This window comes from Exiguobacterium sp. HVEsp1 (genome assembly GCF_002009685.1).
Taxonomy (GTDB): domain Bacteria; phylum Bacillota; class Bacilli; order Exiguobacteriales; family Exiguobacteriaceae; genus Exiguobacterium; species Exiguobacterium profundum.
This window is the reverse complement of record NZ_KV917367.1, coordinates 2,496,642-2,515,251: the sequence shown is the minus strand read 5'-3', so window position 1 is coordinate 2,515,251 and position 18,610 is coordinate 2,496,642. Positions and strand designations below refer to the sequence as shown.

Below are 18,610 nucleotides of genomic sequence, written 5' to 3'. Positions count from 1 at the left end.
AGAGCTGTGAGACCCCCTCACTCCAAGTGAATAGTTACCGGTAGAACCTTTGAGAGACCAACAGAAGCCCGTACGTTGATGACGTGTCGTTTCTGTTGGTCCTTTTTTGAAGAGAGGATGATTCAAGTGAATGATGCGATTGAACGGATTGGGCAAGAACGGATGATTGCCTCCATCAAAAGTCCAAAACAAATCGAGACGTTTTTACGGACGGATGTGACGACGACGTTTCTCATGATGGGAACGCTCAGTACGCTCGACCGCTATGTGGCGCACTTAAAGCGAGAGAATCGAACGGTCTTCCTCCACGCTGAGCGAATCAATGGCATCAGCCTCGACCGGGACGGAATCGATTATCTTGCCAAACGTGTCGGTGCCGATGGGATTGTCACGACGAAAGCATCTGTGCTCCAGCATGCGAAGCGAGCGGGGCTCTTGACGGTACAACGACTCTTTCTCGTCGACTCGGACGCGGTCACGAGCGGACTCAAGCTCGCAGAGGCGCAACAACCGGATGCGATTGAACTTATGCCGGGTCTGATTCCGAGCGTGGTCGAGAAGATTTCCCAGGAAGTCTCCTTTCCGATTGTGACGGGTGGCATGATTCGTCAACCGATTGATGTGCATCGCGCCCTCGATCATGGGGCATTCGCCGTATCGACCGGGGATGAACGACTTTGGAACGTACAAAGTCAGAAGGAGGAATTAGCATGAAATCGATTCAACTACAACAACTGACAAAATCATTCGGGGAGACGGAAGTCATTCGAGGGATTGACGTGACGATTGAAGCAGGAGAGTTCTTCGCACTCGTCGGTCCGTCCGGCTGCGGGAAGAGTACGATGCTTCGGATGATAGCCGGGCTCGAATCCATCACAAGCGGAACGCTTCGCATCGACGGTGTGGCGGCGAACGGGATGAAGCCGAGTGAGCGTCACTTGTCGATGGTGTTCCAAAACTACGCCCTTTACCCACATATGACGGTGGAGAAAAATATCACGTTCGGTCTACATACGAAAGGACTGACGAAGCTTGAACAGCGGGAGCGTTGCCTACAGGCAGCGGAAACACTCGGGCTCACCGATTACCTGAAACGGAAACCGCGTGAGCTATCTGGAGGTCAGCGACAGCGTGTCGCCTTGGCACGTGCCATCGTGACCGAGGCACCGATTTGCCTGATGGATGAGCCGCTCTCGAACTTAGATGCGAAGCTACGGGCAAAGATGCGTTCAGAGATTCGCCAGTTACAGCGAAAACTCGGATTGACGATGATTTATGTCACTCACGACCAAGTCGAGGCGATGACGATGGCGGACCGCATCATGCTCCTCAATGAGGGGGAAGTGCAACAAGTCGGAAAGCCGCTCGACTTATATAACAAACCGGCGAATACGTTCGTCGCTTCCTTTATCGGGTCACCTCCAATGAACCTAGTTGAGATCACGCGACAAGAAAAAGGCTGGATGGCATCGGACGGTCGCATCTTCCACCCAAATGCCTTGACGGAAGTATCACAGGCGACACTCGGTGTCCGTCCTGAGCAAATCAAGCCAGCGGACAAAGATGTGACATTTTACGCAGAACTGAAAAATATTGAAGTGCTCGGGACCGAGACGATTCTCGCCTTTGACGTCGGAGGGAACGAATGGTTGGCAAAATGGCCGGGACAATGGCCGCTCACGGTCGGCGAAAAGGTAGCGTGTTATGTGGATTCGAAACAGATGTCGCTATTTAATACGAACGGACAGCGCATCGAGCCACGACAACCGAAACTATTTGAGGCGTTGGAGGTGTTCCAATGACGGTCGCCTTACCGAGAGAGAAAGCCCGGACACGGCTATCTGACGCGGCGAGCGGTCTGTTGTACTTGTCTCCGTCTATCATCTTGTTCGGTGTCTTTCTCGTCTATCCGCTGTTGCGAACGATCTATTTAAGCTTTTTCCGGACCGACACACAGGGGACACCACTCGAATTTGTCGGAGTCGGTCATTACAGCACGCTGTTCACGAGTGCCGCATTTTGGCAAAGCATTCAGGCGACAGTCGGATTCGTCCTTTTGACGGTCCCGCTCACGATTCTCATTGCGCTCGGTCTCGCACTCCTCGCCAATGAGAAACTGAAGGGCATTGGCATCTTTCGAACAGCGTTCTCGGCGACGATGGGGATGAGCGTCGCGGCGTCATCGGTCATTTGGATGTTCATGTACAATCCGTCAATCGGTATTTTCAACCGGTTCCTCGAGGCAATTGGTGCGAGTGGCGTACAGTGGCTCCTCGATCCACAATATGCGCTCCTTTCCGTGTCACTTGCGACCGTTTGGATGAACATCGGCTTTACGTTCTTGATTCTACTTGGCGGTCTGCAAAACATCGATCGGACGTTATATGAGAGTGCGGACATTGCCGGAACGAGTTATTGGACACAGCTTCGGGCGATCACCATCCCGATGTTGTCGCCGACACTTTTCTTCGTCGGGATCATCTCGCTGATCAACGCCTTCCAGACGTTCGGACAGATTGATTTATTGACGAAAGGTGGACCGACGAATGCGACGAATGTCATCGTCTATGCCATCTACAAAGATGCGTTTATCAATTATAACGTCGGCAGTGCCAGTGCCCAGGCCGTGCTATTATTCATCGCCGTCCTTCTGTTGACGTGGCTCCAGTTCAAACTGGTCGAAAGGAAGGTGCATTACCAATGAGATTACGGAATATAGGTGCCTATGTCTTACTCACCCTGAGTGCCGTCGTCATGCTGTTTCCAATCGCCTATGCGTTTTCGATCAGTCTGATGGACGGGAAGGAAGTGCTTCAGGGACATCTCCTCCCACGTGAACCTTCATTGGAAAACTATGTAGCCGCGTTCGAGCGTATCCCGATGATGACGTATTTGCTCAACAGTTTGGTCGTCGCGGTTCTCGTGATGGTCGGACAGGTCGTCTTGTCGAGTCTCGCGGCATTCGCATTCGTCTTTATCGACTTTAAAGGAAAAGGGCTCATCTTCATGCTTTTCCTGGCGACGATGATGGTGCCATGGGAAGCGACGATGGTACCGAACTTTTTGACGATCCAGTCGCTCGGCTGGCTGAATAGCGTCTGGGGACTGTCTGTGCCGTTCTTCGCACTTGCGTTCGGGACGTTCTTACTTCGGCAACAGTTCAAAACGATTCCGTATGAAATGTACGAGGCGTCCCAAATTGCCGGGATCAGTCGCTTCCGATTCTTTTGGAACGTCGTCTTGCCGGTATCGAAGACACCGCTCGTCACATTGTCGGTGTACAGCTTTTTGACGACTTGGAATATGTACTTATGGCCACTTCTCGTCACGAACACGGAACAGGCGCGGACGGTCCAAATCGGCATCAAACAGATGCAGTCGAACGAAGTCGCCTCGGATTGGGGCGTCGTCATGGCAGCAGTCATCTTGATTATCATTCCGACACTTGTATTGTTGTTCGCAGGACAAAAGCACTTGCAAGAAGGATTGACGCAAGGCGCTATCAAATAATAGGGGGATATGACAAATGAAAAAGTTAGGATTATTCGCAGGGTTGGCAAGTTCGGTGTTATTACTCGGGGCATGTGGCAGTGAAGAAGCGGCACCAGTCGCGGCGACGACAGAAGACGGAAAGACAGAGGTCGTCTTTTGGCATGCGATGAGTGGGGACTTGGAGACGGCTTTAAACAGTCAAGTCGATGCGTTCAACGCTTCGCAAGACGACTATGAAGTCAAACCGGTCTTCCAAGGAACATATGAGGAAGCGTTGACGAAATTCAATGCGGTCGCCGGTTCGGAAGACGCGCCAGCCATCATGCAGACGTTCGAGGTCGGGACGAAATACATGATCGATTCGAACAAAATCACACCAGTTCAAGAGTTCATCGACAAAGAGGATTTTGACACGAGCGTATGGGAAGAGAACATCTTGAGTTATTATCAGGTCGATGGGAAGCAATACTCGATGCCGTTCAACTCCTCGACACCGATCCTCATCTATAACAAAGAGGCGTTTGAAAAAGCAGGGCTCGATCCAGAGAAAGCACCACGCACATATGACGAGTTGAAAGAGGCGGCGAAGAAGTTGACAACGGACGGTCAGACCGGCTTCACGATGCTCAACTACGGTTGGTTCTTTGAACAGCTCTTGGCCGCACAAGGTGGACTGTATGTCGACAATGACAATGGACGAAGCGGAGACCCGACGAAAGCCGTGTTTGATGGCGAAGAAGGACAGAACGCGTTCAATCTCATCAAAGAGATGTACGATGAGAAGACATTCCTAAACGTCGGTCAAAACTGGGACGACATGCGCGCGGCATTCCAATCTGGAAAAGTTGCCATGTACCTTGATTCGTCAGCAGGAATCCGTACGGTAGCAGACAACGCGGACTTTGAAATCGGCGCATCGTACTTACCGGTACCGAATGAAGCGGAGCGTCAAGGCGTCGTCATCGGCGGGGCATCGCTCTGGATGGGTGATGGCATTGCCGAAGAGACGAAAGAAGGCGCATGGGAGTTCATGAAGTATGTCGCTTCAACGGAAGCGCAAGCACAGTGGCATGTTGACACAGGCTACTTCGCCATCAATCCGGAAGCATACAATGAACCGATCGTAAACGAAATGTGGGCGAAATATCCACAACTGAAAGTGACGGTCGACCAACTCAGTGAGACGAAACCATCACCGGCGACACAAGGAGCGCTCATCTCGACGTTCCCGCAATCACGTCAAAGTGTCGTCAACGCGATGGAAAGTTTGTATCAAGGGGTGTCGGTCGAAGAAGCATTGAAGCGTGCGGCCGATGAGACGACTTCCACCTTGGGGCAGTGACATGTTGATTTACGCACATCGCGGCTATAGCGCCAATTACCCGGAAAATACATTGTCCGCGTTCGAGGCAGCTCTTCCCTATGTGGACGGAATCGAGCTGGACGTACAGCTATCGAAGGACGGGCGTCTCGTCGTCATTCATGACGAAACCGTCGACCGGACGACAAATGGAACGGGATGGGTGAAAGACATGACGCTTCAGGAGTTGCGCCAGTTGAAGATCGACGGCTATGAACGCATCCCAACGTTAGAAGAGGTGCTCGGACTGATTGAACGAAGCAACGTCACCCTGAATATTGAATTGAAGACGGATCAATATGCGTATCCAGGGATCGAACGTCTCGCTTGGTTTGCTGTTGACGAGTTTGAACTCGGTGACCGTGTCGTATTCTCCTCGTTCAATCGTGAAACACTCGTCCTCATGCGGGATGTGGCACCTGTCGCCCGGCTTGCGGTATTAACACTCACGGGTGAGTCGGATACTGTCTCGTTCGCTGAAATGATTCGGGCAGAGGCGATTCACGCCCAGCCTGCATTTATCGGTTCGAAAGCATGGGATCAGATACAACAGACGACGCTCGAGACACGGCTCTACACGATTAACGATGTGAAGGACCTGCCCCTGATAGCGGTTTCGGCCATCATGACAGATGAGGTTGAACGGTTTACAAAATGAGTACAACAAACCCCGCTTTCACTTGAGGCGGGGTTTGTTCATGTCATGATCGGTTGTGGTGTGTCATAGGTCGAGACAACAACTTGATTGCGCCCTTCATGTTTTGCTTGATAGAGCGCCGAATCCGCAAGATCGACCATCCGCTTGATGGGAAGCGAGGTTCCGTGTGCGACCCCGACAGACGTCGTGATTTGAATCGGTGGAAAATCGTTCAAGTGGAATAGTTCAGCAGCAATCCGTTCTCGTATCCGGTTGGCCACTTTGTCTACCTTCTCTGGCGTCAAATCGTACATCAAGATGACGAATTCTTCGCCACCGATTCGTGCGACAGTGTCATGGGCACGCGTCTCGACTTTTAAGATGTTGGCGAACTGTTGTAAGACGAGATCACCGTTTCCGTGACCATATGTATCGTTCACATGTTTAAAATGATCGATATCGAGCGCGAGTACATTGTACGTCCGATTCTCTTGCCCGATGGAAGCCGTATATCGATCCCACACACGTCGATTGTATAGACCGGTCAAATGGTCTCGTTCAGACGACTGTTTGTACTCGATGGCACGGCGGGTCGTCTGTTCTAAATCGATGGTGAGGATACTCGAGAGTAGACCGACGAGCATGCCAATCATCCAAATGGACAAGACGAGGGATACATAGGCTGTGCTCCAACCCATATTGATATAGACGGCAATCGAAATAATGAAGAGCGCCCATACGTTCAAAAAGATACTCTGTAAGAAGAGTCGCTCCCGAAGCAGCCGATGAATCCAGAGCATCCCGATGCTGACGATGAACGTCGCGATAAACGCAATCACGGCCTGCTCGGTCATTCCGAACAAAAATCGTGTACTGGCGATGACAAGTGTCGCAATGAATAAAGGAAAACGAGCACCATAAAAAGCAAGCAACACGAGCGGTAAGTGACGTAAATCCACACGGACCATATCGTTAGCTTCTACGGCGTTATACATCAAAAACAGACCGAGTGCACCGGCGAGTATTCCAATCACAGAACTACGAAGACGGTACGAATTAAAAAGCGAAGAATGATAAATCTTCGAGATGATATAAAATCCGGTGAATGCGACACAAGCATTGAGCAACAAGACGGTGAGCGTCATTCCTTCACGACCTTTTCGATAGACTATACATTAACGGTAGCAGTCTTCAAATAATTGTCAATCTGAAGGTGTGTAAATGTTCATTATCTTTTCACGCTTTCTTCTTTGTTCCTCGAAACGCAAAAAACATAGCGATGCCAATTCCAATGCCGAGCCACCAATTATCGAGGGTGAGCCCGAAAACGACGGCGAATACAACGGCGACGGGAATCGATAAGTAGCCACGTTGTTTCATCTTCATTTCCTCCTCTCTTCGACGCTTCTTTATTCCCAAAAGGTAGACACTTCATTCTCAAATTGAGGTAAGACAAAAACGTTCGACCGAGTGAACTACTCACCACTTATTTGCTTCACAAATTGAAGTGGGAGCTTCTTGGGAAGACCGTACTTTTATTAGCCACGATTGTTTACCAAGCTCGTCGGGTGGTTCCCACCCTGAAGGAATTCGTTTTAGTTTGCCAACATCAACAGGTTGATGCTCGCGTTGATGTCACGGTCATGATGCGCGCCACAGGCACACGTCCATTCACGGACATCCATCGCCTTCTTCTCGCCTTTTACACCGCAAGTGGAACAGATTTGAGTGGATGCGAACCATTGATCCGCCTTGATGAGCGTCCGTCCGTAGAAGTTTGATTTGTATTCGAGTTGCCGGACGAACTCGTACCAACTGACATCTGCAATCGATTTGGCGAGCTTATGGTTTTGCATCATGTCCTCCGACTTCAATGTCTCCACGACGATGACTTGGTTCTCGTCAACGATCCGTCTCGACAGTTTGTGAAGGAAGTCCTTGCGTTGGTTGGCGATCTTTTCGTGTTTCTTGGCCAAAAGTAATTTGGCTTTTTCACGATTCTTGCTTCCGATCTTCTTTCGCGACAGCGCCCGTTGCGCCTTCTTGACCTTCGCCTCGGACTTACGAAGGAGACGTGGGTTTTCGATTTTCTCCGAGACCATCGCATCGTTCGTCATGACGGCGAAGTGCTCCAAACCGAGATCGATCCCGACCTTGTTCTCGGCTGGGATCCATGGTGCATCGTCCTGTTTGACGAGGAGGGAGATGAAGAACTTGCCCGTCTTGGTCATCGACACCGTCGCCGACCGGATGACGCCCTCAAACGAGCGATGTTGTTCGAACTTCACGAAGCCGATTTTAGGAAGTCTCACCTTGCCGTCCTCGATGCGGATCGTGCCGTGCTGGTTGTTCGTCGTGTAGGAGGCGCGCGACCGCCGTCTCGATTTGAAGGCCGGGAAGCCGCCCGTCCCGGCGAAGAACTTCGCGAACGCGGTGTCGAGATTCAGCTTCGCGTTCGCGAGCGCGAGACTGTCCACCTCGGCGAGGAACGGGAACAGGGGCTTGTAGGAGGCGGGTGTCGCCGGTTTCCGTCTCGTTCCACTCCCCGCTTTCGCCTCCTCGCGGATGGCGATGCGGTCCTCGAGCAGCTTGTTGTAGATGAACCGGGCGCAGCCGATCGTCTTGATGAGGAACTCGGCCTGTGCCGGCGTTGGGTGGAGCCTATATTTATAGCCTTTCAGCATGTCCGTCCATCCTCCCTTCAGAAGATCATGATGTGTCCTCCTCATCCAATACCCATGGAAGGAAGGGAGAATCTGACGGAATCACGAACTTTTGTTCGTCACATCTGTCACAGGGGGAGAAGAGTTTTGGACCGGGCGATTCATCTCCCACCTACGCTGGGCTACGCCCCGAGACGCTTAGAGGAGGGAAAATTCTCGCCTGATTTAGTTAAATCAGTCGAACGAAACCGAATGTTTAGGGGATGGCAGCAATGGACAGCTCTGTCTGGTATGAAGCTCGATTGTAAAGGTGGTGCCTTCTCCGTATACCGAGTCCGCATGAATTACCCAACCGTGGGCTTCGGCAATTCGTTTGCAGATTCGTAGACCGAGACCTGTTCCTTTTATGGCTTGGTGGGCGGCGGATTCGACACGGTAATATTCATCAAATACGTAGGGAAGTGCTTCTTCTGGAATCCCAATCCCGGTATCGGATACAGATAAAGTTACCGTGCCAGCACTTTCAAATACGCTCGTATGGACCGTCCCGCCATCAGGAGAGTACTTGATGGCGTTACCAATGAGGTTATGGAGCAATTGCCGTAACTTTTCTTCATCTGCTTGAATCAAGACATCATTCGTTTCAAACGTCACCGTATGAAGCGAGGAGGTCGTCTGATAGCTCGACATGACATCCTCCAAAAGAGGACGGAGTGCGAACGTCGTCACGGTCAGTTGATCAGCCGTGTATCGTTCTTTTTGATAATCGAGGAAGTTATCGACGAGCCGCTCCAGCCGTTCCGATTCTTGTTTGACTTGTGTTAGCATCTGATACGATTTTTCCGAACCTTGATGGCGTGTCATGAGTAGCTCCGTATATCCATGGATGGCAGTCAATGGCGTGCGGAAATCATGAGACAGTTCGGCAAGGAAACTGTCTTTACGTTCTTCAAAGCGGACGGCTTCCGTTTGGTCGCGCCACATGATGAAAACGCCACGTGGTGTCCGCGTGAAGTTGAAAATCAAATGTAGCGTCTTGTCATTAGAACGCAGACGACGTGAAGTCATCCTTGGATCCGTTTCGGTCGCACATTCGAGCAATTCCTGGATGAGGTGCATGACTTGTGCAGAATCCGCCCCGTGCCGTTCCAACATGGTATATACATAACGAGTCAATGTTTCCAATGTGTCAAAAGATTGTGTTGTCATAGAAGGATACCATTGACGAAGAGAATCATTCGAATACAGACGGCATCTTGAGAAATCGATATAACACATCGCATCCTGTACTTCTTCCACGATGGAAGCGATGGAGAACGTATGGCGTTGCTGTTTTTGACGAGCGGAGCGTTTCTGCCTAACCTTATAGAATCGGCGCATGGACCTACCTCCTCGCGAACATTTGTACATGCATTCACAACTAGTATACGACATTTGAGAAGGAATCCCTATACAGGCAATAGTCCTAGCAGAAACGTATCGAAATCGGGACGGATACAAAACACCTCTCCGCTGATAGAACAGAGAGGTGTCGGTCATTCAGTCACGTTTACTTGTCCCATCATCCCGTTTTCTTCATGCTCAAGGATGTGGCAATGATACATAAATGTGCCGGTTTTCGTGAAGGTGATTTCAATCTTTACTCGTTCATCTGGAGCGACGGCTACTGTATCTTTCCACCCTTTTTCCTGATCGGATGGTGGGTTGCCGTCTCGACTAATGACTCGGAACTGGACGCCATGGATGTGGAAGGGGTGTGTCATCCCACCCATCATATCTGGTTTATTTTCAATTTCCCATACCTCAGTGTCTCCGCGTTTCGCTTCGATGTCGATACGCTCCGGATCATAGGTCTTTCCGTTGATTGAAACCATGTTACCCATTCCAAAAAGGGTGAGCCGTCGATCTGCCGTCTCATCTGTCGAGCGCTCCATCGTTTCGGTCACCGGAATCTTAATGGACGCCTTGTCAAGTTCACCGACACGAAACGTGGTGAATGTCACCCCGTCCGCTTTTAAGGCGGCGACATCTTCAACTTGTGAAAAATCAATCAGTACCTCGGCCCGTTCACCTGGTGTCAACGTGAGGGTCTCTAAGGGAATCGGGCGTTCTAACGGCCCTCCGTCTGTCGCGATCTGCGTCATCTCGGCCTCGTTAGATAACGTAAAATCAAAATCACGCGCATTCGAACCGTTGACTAGTCGCACTCGTAACGTCTCGGTTTGAACGTCGAACGTCGTGTTGATGGCTCCATTCGCAAGAATGGTATCCCCCGTCGTTCCATCAACGTTCATATGGGCATCATAATCCAACTCACCGTTCGGCGTGAAGAGTCGATCTTGTACGATGAGCGGGATGTCGTCGACTCCATATTCATTCGGGAGACCATTCTGTGCATCGTCGGTCACATAAAGAAGACCGGCGAGCCCTTTATAAACTTGTTCGGCTGTCAATCCCATCGGATGGGGGTGGAACCACAGTGTACTAGGTTCTTGATCGATGTCGAGTCGAACTTGTGCCTGTTCACCTGGTGCGACGGTCTGATGAGGTCCCCCGTCCATGTCGGCAGGGATGACGAGTCCGTGCCAGTGGAACGTTGTCGGTTCATCCAATCGATTGATGGTATCGATTACGACTGTTTTTCCTTTCGGTAACTCGATCATTGGTCCGAGTAAGTCTCCATTATAGCCGAACGTTTCCGATTTCTTGCCGTCTTTGAAAAATTGTGACGTGCCTTTAGTTGCTTCCACCGTATAGTAGACCGTGTCTCCCGTGACACGATTTGGCTGTAAGGCAGTCGGAATCGGAAGCGGCTGTGTCGGTTCATCCGTTGCTTGGAGCTCTTGCATCGCTCCGTGTCCCATCGGTCCGTTATTGCCACCCATTCCATTATCACCCATCATGTGATCATCCATCTGACCCGTTGCCGAATCGTTTCCCATCATATGATCTTGGTCCATATTGTTGTTATGGTTCCATGTCCCGTTGAAAAGGACGATTAGTAAAACGAGGATGCCTCCAATTAAAATCCCCGTCAACAGAAACCATATTCCTTTCGATTTCATGCTATAACACTCCTTCATTGTTCAGTCCTCACTTTGTTGTACCACCTAATTGTGAAAGAAACATGAAAGTCCAAATCTGTTTAATCTCATACCGCATAGGGGTATAAAAACCGTGTAAAGGAGAGGATGAATGATGGAACATACGCACGATCAACATCATGAACATCATGAGGAGAGTCACGAGTCTCATCATGGCGGGCACGGACACGAGCATATGATTGATGATTTCAAACGACGTTTCTTCATATCGCTCGGACTGATGATTCCGATTTTATTGTTATCGGACATGATTCAAGAATGGCTGCGGTTTGAACTCGATTTTCCGCTTGAAAAGACAATCTTATTTGTATTGGCGACGATTGTATATGTATACGGCGGATGGCCATTCTTAAAAGGAAGTGTGGAAGAGCTACGAGAGCGTAGCCCGGGCATGATGATGCTCATTGGCTTGGCGATTAGCGTCGCTTACTTTTATAGCGCAGCTGTCGTCTTTGGATACGGAAGTGGGCATGACTTCTTTTGGGAACTCGCTTCACTGATTGTGATCATGCTACTCGGTCACTGGATTGAGATGCGTTCGGTCATGGGGGCATCAAATGCGTTAGAACAACTCGTACAACTGCTCCCGAACGAGGCGCATCGCATCAATGGGGAAGAAACGGAAGACGTTCCCATCTCTGAACTGAAGGAAGGAGACCGAATCCTCGTCAAACCGGGGGAGCAGGTACCCGTGGACGGGAAAATCATCAAAGGACGAACGACCATCGACGAGTCGATGTTGACCGGCGAATCGGTACCGGTCGAAAAAACAGAAGGTGAAGATGTCATTGCGGGTTCGATCAACCAAGAAGGGAGCTTGACGATTGAAACGATTGGTACGGGAGAAAGAACGTACTTGTCAAAAGTGATTGAATTGGTGAGTGAGGCACAAAAATCGAAGTCACGGGCTCAAAATTTGGCGAATCGGGCGGCAAAATATTTGTTCTATATCGCAATTGCCGCTGGAGTCATCACGTTCACGGTTTGGTTCATGCTCGGATATTCGGTCGGGACGGCGGTTGAACGGATGGTAACGGTCATGGTCATCTCATGTCCCCATGCACTTGGACTGGCGACACCTCTTGTTGTCGCTGTTTCGACAGCATTATCGGCGAAACAAGGTCTTCTCATCCGCAATCGGACTCAATTTGAAGAGGCGCGTCGCCTCGATGCCGTCATTTTCGATAAGACCGGTACGCTGACGGAAGGAAATTTCGGAGTCACGGACATACAGGCGAGCTCGTCTTATACAGAAGAAGACGTGTTGCAACTCGCAGGAGCAGTTGAGCGTGAGTCGCAACATCCTCTCGCGCAAGGGATTTTAAGAGAAGCCGAGAGACGGGAATTGAAACTGGCGGCTGTCGACGACTTTGGTTCGATGACAGGTGTTGGATTGGAAGGAACGGTTGACGGTGCGCATGTTCAAGTTGTCAGTCCGCGATATATCCGCGCTCAACACATTCAAATAGATGAGGAGACGTTTGTACGACTCTCGGGAGAAGGAAAGACCGTCGTCTTTGTTTTGAAGGACGGGGAATGGGTCGGGATGATCGCGATGGCCGATTTAGTACGGGAAGAAGCGAAGGAGACTGTCGAGGCACTTCGTGAAAAAGGTATCCGTTCCATCATGTTGACGGGTGACAACGAGAAGGTCGCACATTGGGTGGCGCGTCAGCTCGGCATCAATGACGTGTATGCCGAAGTATTACCGGACGACAAGGCGAACCAAGTAAAAGACGTCCAAAAAGATGGCAGTAAAGTAGCGATGGTCGGGGATGGAATCAATGACGCACCTGCCTTAGCACAAGCGGATGTCGGTATTGCAATCGGTAGCGGGACAGACGTTGCTGTTGAGACGGCTGACATCGTTCTTGTCCGCAGTAATCCGAAAGATGTGCTATCGATTTTAGAACTTTCACAGAACACATATCAAAAGATGATTCAAAACTTATGGTGGGCCGCAGGGTATAATATCGTCGCTATCCCGCTTGCAGCAGGGGTACTCGCCCCGATTGGTATCATCTTGTCCCCAGCCATCGGTGCCGTCTTGATGAGTTTAAGCACAGTTATTGTCGCAATCAACGCCCGACTTCTGAAGATTTAACAATTTTTTCATCTTTGGCACGTATGCTAGACGGGATGCTAGAGATGGAGGGATCAAGATGAAACGAATGTTGATACTATCACTATTCCTGACTCCACTGCTTTTAACGGCTTGTGGAACGGAAGAAGCACCGTCGGACACGAGTCAATCCGAGAACGTGACGACAACTACAAAAGACGAGTGGCAGCGTGTGAGATCCGATGAAACGGTTTCTCATATTCACGGGGCTGGATTTTGGCAAGACGATAACCGTCCGGTCATTGCAACGCATGCCGGATTGATGGAATATCGTGAAGATGGCTGGTATACACTTCCGACGAATCGTCATGACTATATGGGATTCGAACTCGTCGAGGATGGATTTTATGCAAGTGGTCATCCCGACCGACGTACCGACTTCCAAAATCCACTCGGTGTGTTATACGGGAAAGACCATGGCATGACATTAGACGTACGGGCACTGGAGGGAGAGGCAGACTTTCATTACATGAGTGCGGGTTATGCGACGGAAATGTTGTACGTCTACCTTGAGGAAGCGACGTCAGAGCTAGAACCTGGATTCTATCGTTCGGACGATGGCGGAAGATCGTTCGAGTCGATGCGAGGATCTGGGGTAGAGGGTGAGCAGGTGGCAGGGATTGTCGCCGACGCGACGGAAGCGGAGCGGGTCTTCTTATACGGACCGTCCGGTATCCTCGTTTCGAAGGACTTTGGAGATTCGTTCGAGCCACTCGTTGAATCAGAACAGGTGATTACGGTCGGAGCGGATGAGGGGCAGTTGGCATACGTACGACAGACAGATGGTTCTTTCGAAGGGGTTCGTTTCAATCTAGACGATGAGTCTACAGAGACGTTCGATCTTCCAGAGTTTCAAGCGGATGCTGTGCCGATTAAATTGGCGATCAAAGAGGAGCGCATGCTGCTCGTCACATCTGACAATAGCGTATATGAGCTCATAGACGAGAAGTGGCAGACACAACTTGATGCAGGTGAACTCGACTGACGAAAGACGCCTTTCCATTACTGGAGAGGCGTCTTTTTGCTGAGTGGTAGGGCGACGGTGAACGAGGTACCTGTTGTATCCGAAGATACCGTCAACGTCCCACCATGCCGTGTGACGATTTGCTTGGCGATGGCGAGTCCGAGTCCGCTTCCACCAGTTTGACGAGATCGTGATTTTTCAACACGGTACAGACGGTCGAAAATGTGTGGGAGATCTTCTTCAGGAATTCCCTTTCCGTCGTCAGTGATGGTCAAGACGAGATAAGCGTCTGAAGTATTAGAATGAAGTGAAACATGTGTCGCCTCACTATGCTGAATCGCGTTGTGGGCAATGGACCGGAAGACCTGAAGCATGCGATGTCGATCCAATGTGAGCGTGATGTCTACTTGTTCTATGTTCGGAGAAGCAGCGAACCGAATCGTCGTCATTCGGAACATCGTATCGAGCATTCGTCGTAAATCCTCACAAAACGTCGTGACAGAAACTTCTTCTCGATGTAACAAGAACGTGTTTTCGTCGAGTTGAGCCAATTGAAACGCATTTTCCACCAGTTCTGTGAGCGAACGACTCTCATCTAAAATTGTCTGGATGGATTGATTGCGTAGCGGTTCGGGTGTGCTTTCTTTCGAAGCAATCTCGGCATATCCCCTCAAATAAGTGAGAGGGGTCTTGATTTCATGTGAGAGATCGGACAAAAATTGATGTCGTTCGCGACGTAAGCGAGCCAACTCCACGGACATGGCCTCGATGGAGCGAGCCAACTCACCGATTTCGTCAACGCGATTCGTTGGTAGCTGTAGGTTATCGGGATTCGTCAGTACGTTCTCGGTCGCTTGTTTCAGTGACTGAATTGGTTTCGAAATGAGGCGGCTCAGCAGGATGAAGGTCAGCACGGTCGTCACCAGTGCGATGGTCGTGATATACAGAAATCGCAACTGAAGGCGATGACTGATTCCATGAATGATCTCAGTCGGTAAAAACATGTAGACGTACCCATACCGTGTATCGAGATCATCCGTGATCGGCGTACGAACGCTTAAATACGGCTCGTTTTCCCAGTCGTCCTCTAGAACAGTCGTATCATCGAATGGACCTGCACGTCGTTTCGTTTCGACGGTATCGACCAGTACCTGTGGAAAAGAACGGGACGTTTGAAGAAGATCATGTGCTGGGTCAGTGATGGCAACTTTTGTGTCCGTCTCACTTTCCATGGTAGCCACATGACCGATTGTCTCTTCGGAAAAGTTCATCGCCAATACATTCGCATGACTCTCAGCCCGTGATTCTAATCGATGGACTTCTTCTGTCACGCGTTCCCCAAGTAGTGTGTGGTAAAGGAGCAAGAATAAGACTCCTTCTATCAACAACGTAGACAACAGGAAGACGAGGCTGATTCGGAACGGTAAGCTATTACGACTGCGTCTCATCCGGAACGCTCCTCGGTCCATCGATACCCACGTCCCCATACCGTCTTCAAATAATCATCGATTGGAAAGCCTGCGTCCCCTAACTTTTCTCGAATCATGCGTATGTGTGCATCGACTGTACGGGGGTCAGATTCGGCAGAGTACGGCCAGACGAGATCATACAAATCTAAGCGATTGAACAAACGATTCGGGTGCTGAAGAAATAGCTTCAAGATGGCTGTTGCTTTTGGCGTCAGAATGATTTCCTGTTCTTCATATAAGATGCGCCCACTCTCTTCATCGTAACGGAGTGGACCGTATTGTAGGTTAACGACCCGACTTCTTCGCAGGACGGCTCGAATTCGAGCGAGCAACACATTTCCATCGAACGGTTTGGTGACGTAGTCATCCGCTCCGGCATCTAGCCCTTGAATGGTGGTCTCGTTGTCTGAACGTGCCGTCAACAAGACGACAGGTAATGCCGGATCCATCGTCTTTAACTGACGACAAAGTGAGATGCCGTCCACTTCCGGCATCATAATATCTAAAAGGACGAGATCCGGTCGCTCTTCGATTTTGTCGAGTGCGGAACGGGCATCGCTCGCCTCGATGCAAAAGTAGCCGTCACTTTCAAGAAACAAACGAATCAAATGTCTCATTTTTTCTTCATCGTCTACGATGAGAATCTTCATCTTGTATTCCTCCTTCCTCTTATTATTATCGTTCCGTGTGCTTTGCGTGATTTCCTTCCATGGCGAAAAGAGTCTGTAGTTGTTCACGTGCGCGTTCGACGTCTCGACAGTAAATGACGGGTACTCTCGCGTCAATCGGTCGATCCGTGACGATGGCTACTGCACCATTTCGGATGGCGGCCCTCACTAAATCGACGCCACGTTCATTGATTGGGCGCTTGCATATATATAAAAACATTTTATTTATTTTTTCTGGTGTCGTTCCGATTCCGCGAATTGTCATTTCTTCCGGGTGATCGAGATAAGACCAAGATAAAACAGAATCAAGTGTTGCCAGTACGTCACGCAATGTCCGCTCTTGCATCATCGTTCTCCTTCCTTGCATGAACTCAATTTCACTAGTGTACCCGATGTTTGTGAAAAAGAAGTGAAAAGCGTTAAGAGTACGATTAGACCGAGAAATAGGCGGGTTTGAGTATAGAAGAAGTAGGTAAAAGAGTTTTTATACGCACAATAAGAAAGGATGAATAAGATGAAACAGTACGGTAAATTTGGAATCATGATTGCGGTCTCGACATTCATTATGTATTGGCTCATGTATTTGAACGTGTTTCAGTTCAATCATATCTTCTTTAGTCAGACGAGGTTGTACATGGCACTCATCATGGGATCGGTCATGGCGTTCGTCATGCTTCTCTTCATGTGGGGGATGTATAAGAACAAAACAGTTAACTTTATCATCCTAGGGGTCAGTGCTCTCGTCTTCAGTGCCTCGCTTTGGCTCGTACGTAGCCAGACGACCGTCGATGATGTCAGTTGGATGAAAGCGATGATCCCTCACCACTCGATTGCCATTTTGACAAGTGAACGCGCTGAAATTGAAGACCCACGCGTGAAAGAATTGTCTGAAGAAATCATCAAGGCACAGCGCCGTGAAATTGAAGAGATGAAGCGATTGATTGAAGATTTAGAGGATGAAGAGGAGAACGCCGAGGAAAATCGTGAGTAACAGACATGCACAGTCGAAAACGGCTGTGCATTTTTTGTATGTTGAAAAGGAAAAATAAAGAAAGTAAGTTATAATTTGTCTTCCTTTATTTGAAATATAAATGACATATTTGTCGGTTCGTTTTGGTGGTAAAATTTTTTCAGTTAGATAATATAAAATTTAAATACATAATTGAAAGGATTTTCCACATTATGAAACGAAAGATGCTCTCTCTCTTCTGTGCCGTTCTTCTCACAGTCGGAATCTTCACTCCGACAGGTACCCCGGCTGAAGCTGCTACCACGTATTATGTCAAAGTCACGACTAACAGTTTAAATGTCCGTTCGGGCCCGGGCACGACGTATGCAATCGTCGGCAGTGCGAAGTTGGGACAATCCTTCAAATATCTCGGCGTGAGCGGGAGATGGACAAAAATCAATTTCAACGGGACATCCCGCTACGTATCCAGTACATATGTGAAGAAGTACAGTGTCTCCACGCTTTCAACCACATCAACTGCGAAAATGATCATCCCGACAAAAGGGACGTTGACACAAAAGTATGGTCCGGCGAGCGGGCAGTACGGTTATACGTTCCATAACGGTATCGACTTGGCTGCTCCAAGAGGAACACCGGTCGTGTCAGCCGCTTATGGAAAAGTCATCGTTTCTCGGAACTATGGGGCTTACGGTAACCACATCATGATGAGCCATCAGTTGAATGGACAAACATATATTACTGTATATGCACACCTTGATCGCCTCAATGTCGTTACAGGACAGACGTTAGCAAAAGGAGCAACGATTGGAACGGTCGGGAATACCGGGAACTCGTTCGGGAATCATCTCCACTTCGAGGTGCATCGGAACAGCTATGTGTATAGCAGTTCATCTCCTGCCAACAGTATCAATCCGTATACCATGTTTTGACATAAAAGCACGCGTTCTCAAACAATGGGAGCGCGTGCTTTTTGGTTAATGCCATGTCGTTTGTTTGTTTCGCTCGATTTGGTTGGCGGCGATGAGGCTGACACCAAGGACGACACCGAACACCAATCCGAACAGGTTGTTGAAGAGTAACATGAGGATGATCCCGAAGACGAGACCGATACTCATGAGGCCAATCCGATCAAACATAGTGAATCCCCTTTTCTGTAGTTGT

19 protein-coding genes are annotated in these 18,610 nt (G+C 49.5%); 10 read left to right on the top strand and 9 right to left on the bottom strand.

What is annotated here, in order from left to right; translation table 11 throughout:
• Nucleotides 1-126: 126 nt before the first annotated feature.
• From BV910_RS12800 to BV910_RS12775, 6 genes are read left to right on the top strand one after another with little or no spacing between them, the layout of a single operon-like run.
• Complete coding sequence (locus BV910_RS12800; RefSeq protein WP_371328159.1) at nucleotides 127-714, top strand: glycerol-3-phosphate responsive antiterminator; 588 nt, start codon at nucleotides 127-129, stop codon at nucleotides 712-714.
• Nucleotides 711-1,802 (top strand): ABC transporter ATP-binding protein, encoded by a 1,092-nt coding sequence (locus BV910_RS12795; protein ID WP_078147640.1) that lies wholly within the window; start codon nucleotides 711-713, stop codon nucleotides 1,800-1,802. Before BV910_RS12800 ends, BV910_RS12795 begins: the two co-directional genes overlap by 4 nt.
• Nucleotides 1,799-2,704, top strand: coding sequence for a carbohydrate ABC transporter permease (locus BV910_RS12790; protein WP_078147639.1), 906 nt, complete (start codon nucleotides 1,799-1,801; stop codon nucleotides 2,702-2,704). Before BV910_RS12795 ends, BV910_RS12790 begins: the two co-directional genes overlap by 4 nt.
• A complete protein-coding gene (locus BV910_RS12785) occupies nucleotides 2,701-3,510 on the top strand; it encodes a carbohydrate ABC transporter permease (RefSeq protein WP_078147638.1) in 810 nt (269 codons plus the stop codon). The genes BV910_RS12790 and BV910_RS12785 overlap by 4 nt, the downstream gene beginning before the upstream one ends.
• 16 nt (nucleotides 3,511-3,526) lie before the next feature.
• Complete coding sequence (locus tag BV910_RS12780) at nucleotides 3,527-4,834, top strand: ABC transporter substrate-binding protein (RefSeq protein ID WP_078147637.1); 1,308 nt, start codon at nucleotides 3,527-3,529, stop codon at nucleotides 4,832-4,834.
• A complete protein-coding gene (locus BV910_RS12775) occupies nucleotides 4,806-5,510 on the top strand; it encodes a glycerophosphodiester phosphodiesterase (protein WP_078147636.1) in 705 nt (234 codons plus the stop codon). The genes BV910_RS12780 and BV910_RS12775 overlap by 29 nt, the downstream gene beginning before the upstream one ends.
• 38 nt (nucleotides 5,511-5,548) lie before the next feature.
• On the opposite strand, the gene BV910_RS12770 is transcribed toward BV910_RS12775, so the two are convergent.
• The 5 genes from BV910_RS12770 to BV910_RS12755 form a co-directional block, all read right to left on the bottom strand.
• Nucleotides 5,549-6,634 carry a GGDEF domain-containing protein gene (locus BV910_RS12770; RefSeq protein ID WP_078147635.1) on the bottom strand — a complete coding sequence of 362 codons (1,086 nt, stop codon included), beginning with the start codon at nucleotides 6,632-6,634 and terminating at the stop codon, nucleotides 5,549-5,551.
• Between the two features lie 91 nt (nucleotides 6,635-6,725).
• Nucleotides 6,726-6,869 (bottom strand): hypothetical protein, encoded by a 144-nt coding sequence (locus BV910_RS14840; RefSeq protein WP_026825140.1) that lies wholly within the window; start codon nucleotides 6,867-6,869, stop codon nucleotides 6,726-6,728.
• Between the two features lie 215 nt (nucleotides 6,870-7,084).
• Entirely contained in the window at nucleotides 7,085-8,173 is a 1,089-nt protein-coding gene (tnpB, locus tag BV910_RS12765; protein ID WP_078147634.1) for an IS200/IS605 family element RNA-guided endonuclease TnpB, read from the bottom strand.
• A 213-nt stretch (nucleotides 8,174-8,386) separates the two neighbouring features.
• On the bottom strand, nucleotides 8,387-9,532 hold the full coding sequence (locus tag BV910_RS12760; protein ID WP_078147633.1) for a sensor histidine kinase: 1,146 nt from the start codon (nucleotides 9,530-9,532) through the stop codon (nucleotides 8,387-8,389).
• Nucleotides 9,533-9,687: 155 nt separating this feature from the next.
• On the bottom strand, nucleotides 9,688-11,217 hold the full coding sequence (locus BV910_RS12755; RefSeq protein ID WP_240499858.1) for a multicopper oxidase family protein: 1,530 nt from the start codon (nucleotides 11,215-11,217) through the stop codon (nucleotides 9,688-9,690).
• Between the two features lie 130 nt (nucleotides 11,218-11,347).
• On the opposite strand from BV910_RS12755, the gene BV910_RS12750 reads away from it, so the two are divergent.
• On the top strand, nucleotides 11,348-13,360 hold the full coding sequence (locus BV910_RS12750; RefSeq protein WP_078147631.1) for a heavy metal translocating P-type ATPase: 2,013 nt from the start codon (nucleotides 11,348-11,350) through the stop codon (nucleotides 13,358-13,360).
• Between the two features lie 58 nt (nucleotides 13,361-13,418).
• Nucleotides 13,419-14,363, top strand: coding sequence for a F510_1955 family glycosylhydrolase (locus tag BV910_RS12745; protein ID WP_078147630.1), 945 nt, complete (start codon nucleotides 13,419-13,421; stop codon nucleotides 14,361-14,363).
• 17 nt (nucleotides 14,364-14,380) lie between these two features.
• On the opposite strand, the gene BV910_RS12740 is transcribed toward BV910_RS12745, so the two are convergent.
• From BV910_RS12740 to BV910_RS12730, 3 genes are read right to left on the bottom strand one after another with little or no spacing between them, the layout of a single operon-like run.
• On the bottom strand, nucleotides 14,381-15,790 hold the full coding sequence (locus tag BV910_RS12740) for a sensor histidine kinase (protein WP_168169874.1): 1,410 nt from the start codon (nucleotides 15,788-15,790) through the stop codon (nucleotides 14,381-14,383).
• Complete coding sequence (locus BV910_RS12735) at nucleotides 15,787-16,461, bottom strand: response regulator transcription factor (protein WP_078147628.1); 675 nt, start codon at nucleotides 16,459-16,461, stop codon at nucleotides 15,787-15,789. Before BV910_RS12735 ends, BV910_RS12740 begins: the two co-directional genes overlap by 4 nt.
• A 25-nt stretch (nucleotides 16,462-16,486) precedes the next feature.
• Nucleotides 16,487-16,828, bottom strand: a complete 342-nt coding sequence (locus BV910_RS12730) for a hypothetical protein (protein ID WP_143404792.1) — start codon at nucleotides 16,826-16,828, stop codon at nucleotides 16,487-16,489.
• A 165-nt stretch (nucleotides 16,829-16,993) separates the two neighbouring features.
• On the opposite strand from BV910_RS12730, the gene BV910_RS12725 reads away from it, so the two are divergent.
• Nucleotides 16,994-17,470, top strand: a complete 477-nt coding sequence (locus tag BV910_RS12725) for a DUF305 domain-containing protein (protein ID WP_074035791.1) — start codon at nucleotides 16,994-16,996, stop codon at nucleotides 17,468-17,470.
• Nucleotides 17,471-17,661: 191 nt separating this feature from the next.
• A complete protein-coding gene (locus BV910_RS12720) occupies nucleotides 17,662-18,378 on the top strand; it encodes a peptidoglycan DD-metalloendopeptidase family protein (protein WP_078147627.1) in 717 nt (238 codons plus the stop codon).
• A 45-nt stretch (nucleotides 18,379-18,423) separates the two neighbouring features.
• Here BV910_RS12720 and BV910_RS14835 read toward each other — a convergent pair whose 3' ends face one another.
• The gene (locus BV910_RS14835) at nucleotides 18,424-18,585 is read right to left on the bottom strand and encodes a hypothetical protein (protein WP_012727301.1); all 162 of its coding nucleotides are present in this window, start codon (nucleotides 18,583-18,585) and stop codon (nucleotides 18,424-18,426) included.
• Nucleotides 18,586-18,610 lie beyond the last annotated feature (25 nt).

Excerpts from the sequence above, each read along its gene's own strand:
- BV910_RS12780 (WP_078147637.1), top strand. The coding sequence starts at position 3,527 with ATGAAAAAGTTAGGATTATTCGCAGGGTTGGCAAGTTCGGTGTTATTA.
- BV910_RS12755 (WP_240499858.1), bottom strand. The coding sequence starts at position 11,217 with ATGAAATCGAAAGGAATATGGTTTCTGTTGACGGGGATTTTAATTGGA.
- tnpB (WP_078147634.1), bottom strand. The coding sequence starts at position 8,173 with ATGCTGAAAGGCTATAAATATAGGCTCCACCCAACGCCGGCACAGGCC.
- BV910_RS12725 (WP_074035791.1), top strand. The coding sequence starts at position 16,994 with ATGAAACAGTACGGTAAATTTGGAATCATGATTGCGGTCTCGACATTC.
- BV910_RS12745 (WP_078147630.1), top strand. The coding sequence starts at position 13,419 with ATGAAACGAATGTTGATACTATCACTATTCCTGACTCCACTGCTTTTA.
- BV910_RS12730 (WP_143404792.1), bottom strand. The coding sequence starts at position 16,828 with ATGATGCAAGAGCGGACATTGCGTGACGTACTGGCAACACTTGATTCT.
- BV910_RS12720 (WP_078147627.1), top strand. The coding sequence starts at position 17,662 with ATGAAACGAAAGATGCTCTCTCTCTTCTGTGCCGTTCTTCTCACAGTC.
- BV910_RS12770 (WP_078147635.1), bottom strand. The coding sequence starts at position 6,634 with ATGACGCTCACCGTCTTGTTGCTCAATGCTTGTGTCGCATTCACCGGA.
- BV910_RS12750 (WP_078147631.1), top strand. The coding sequence starts at position 11,348 with ATGATGGAACATACGCACGATCAACATCATGAACATCATGAGGAGAGT.
- BV910_RS12760 (WP_078147633.1), bottom strand. The coding sequence starts at position 9,532 with ATGCGCCGATTCTATAAGGTTAGGCAGAAACGCTCCGCTCGTCAAAAA.
- BV910_RS12735 (WP_078147628.1), bottom strand. The coding sequence starts at position 16,461 with ATGAAGATTCTCATCGTAGACGATGAAGAAAAAATGAGACATTTGATT.
- BV910_RS14840 (WP_026825140.1), bottom strand. The coding sequence starts at position 6,869 with ATGAAACAACGTGGCTACTTATCGATTCCCGTCGCCGTTGTATTCGCC.
- BV910_RS12775 (WP_078147636.1), top strand. The coding sequence starts at position 4,806 with ATGAGACGACTTCCACCTTGGGGCAGTGACATGTTGATTTACGCACAT.
- BV910_RS12795 (WP_078147640.1), top strand. The coding sequence starts at position 711 with ATGAAATCGATTCAACTACAACAACTGACAAAATCATTCGGGGAGACG.
- BV910_RS12790 (WP_078147639.1), top strand. The coding sequence starts at position 1,799 with ATGACGGTCGCCTTACCGAGAGAGAAAGCCCGGACACGGCTATCTGAC.
- BV910_RS12740 (WP_168169874.1), bottom strand. The coding sequence starts at position 15,790 with ATGAGACGCAGTCGTAATAGCTTACCGTTCCGAATCAGCCTCGTCTTC.
- BV910_RS14835 (WP_012727301.1), bottom strand. The coding sequence starts at position 18,585 with ATGTTTGATCGGATTGGCCTCATGAGTATCGGTCTCGTCTTCGGGATC.
- BV910_RS12785 (WP_078147638.1), top strand. The coding sequence starts at position 2,701 with ATGAGATTACGGAATATAGGTGCCTATGTCTTACTCACCCTGAGTGCC.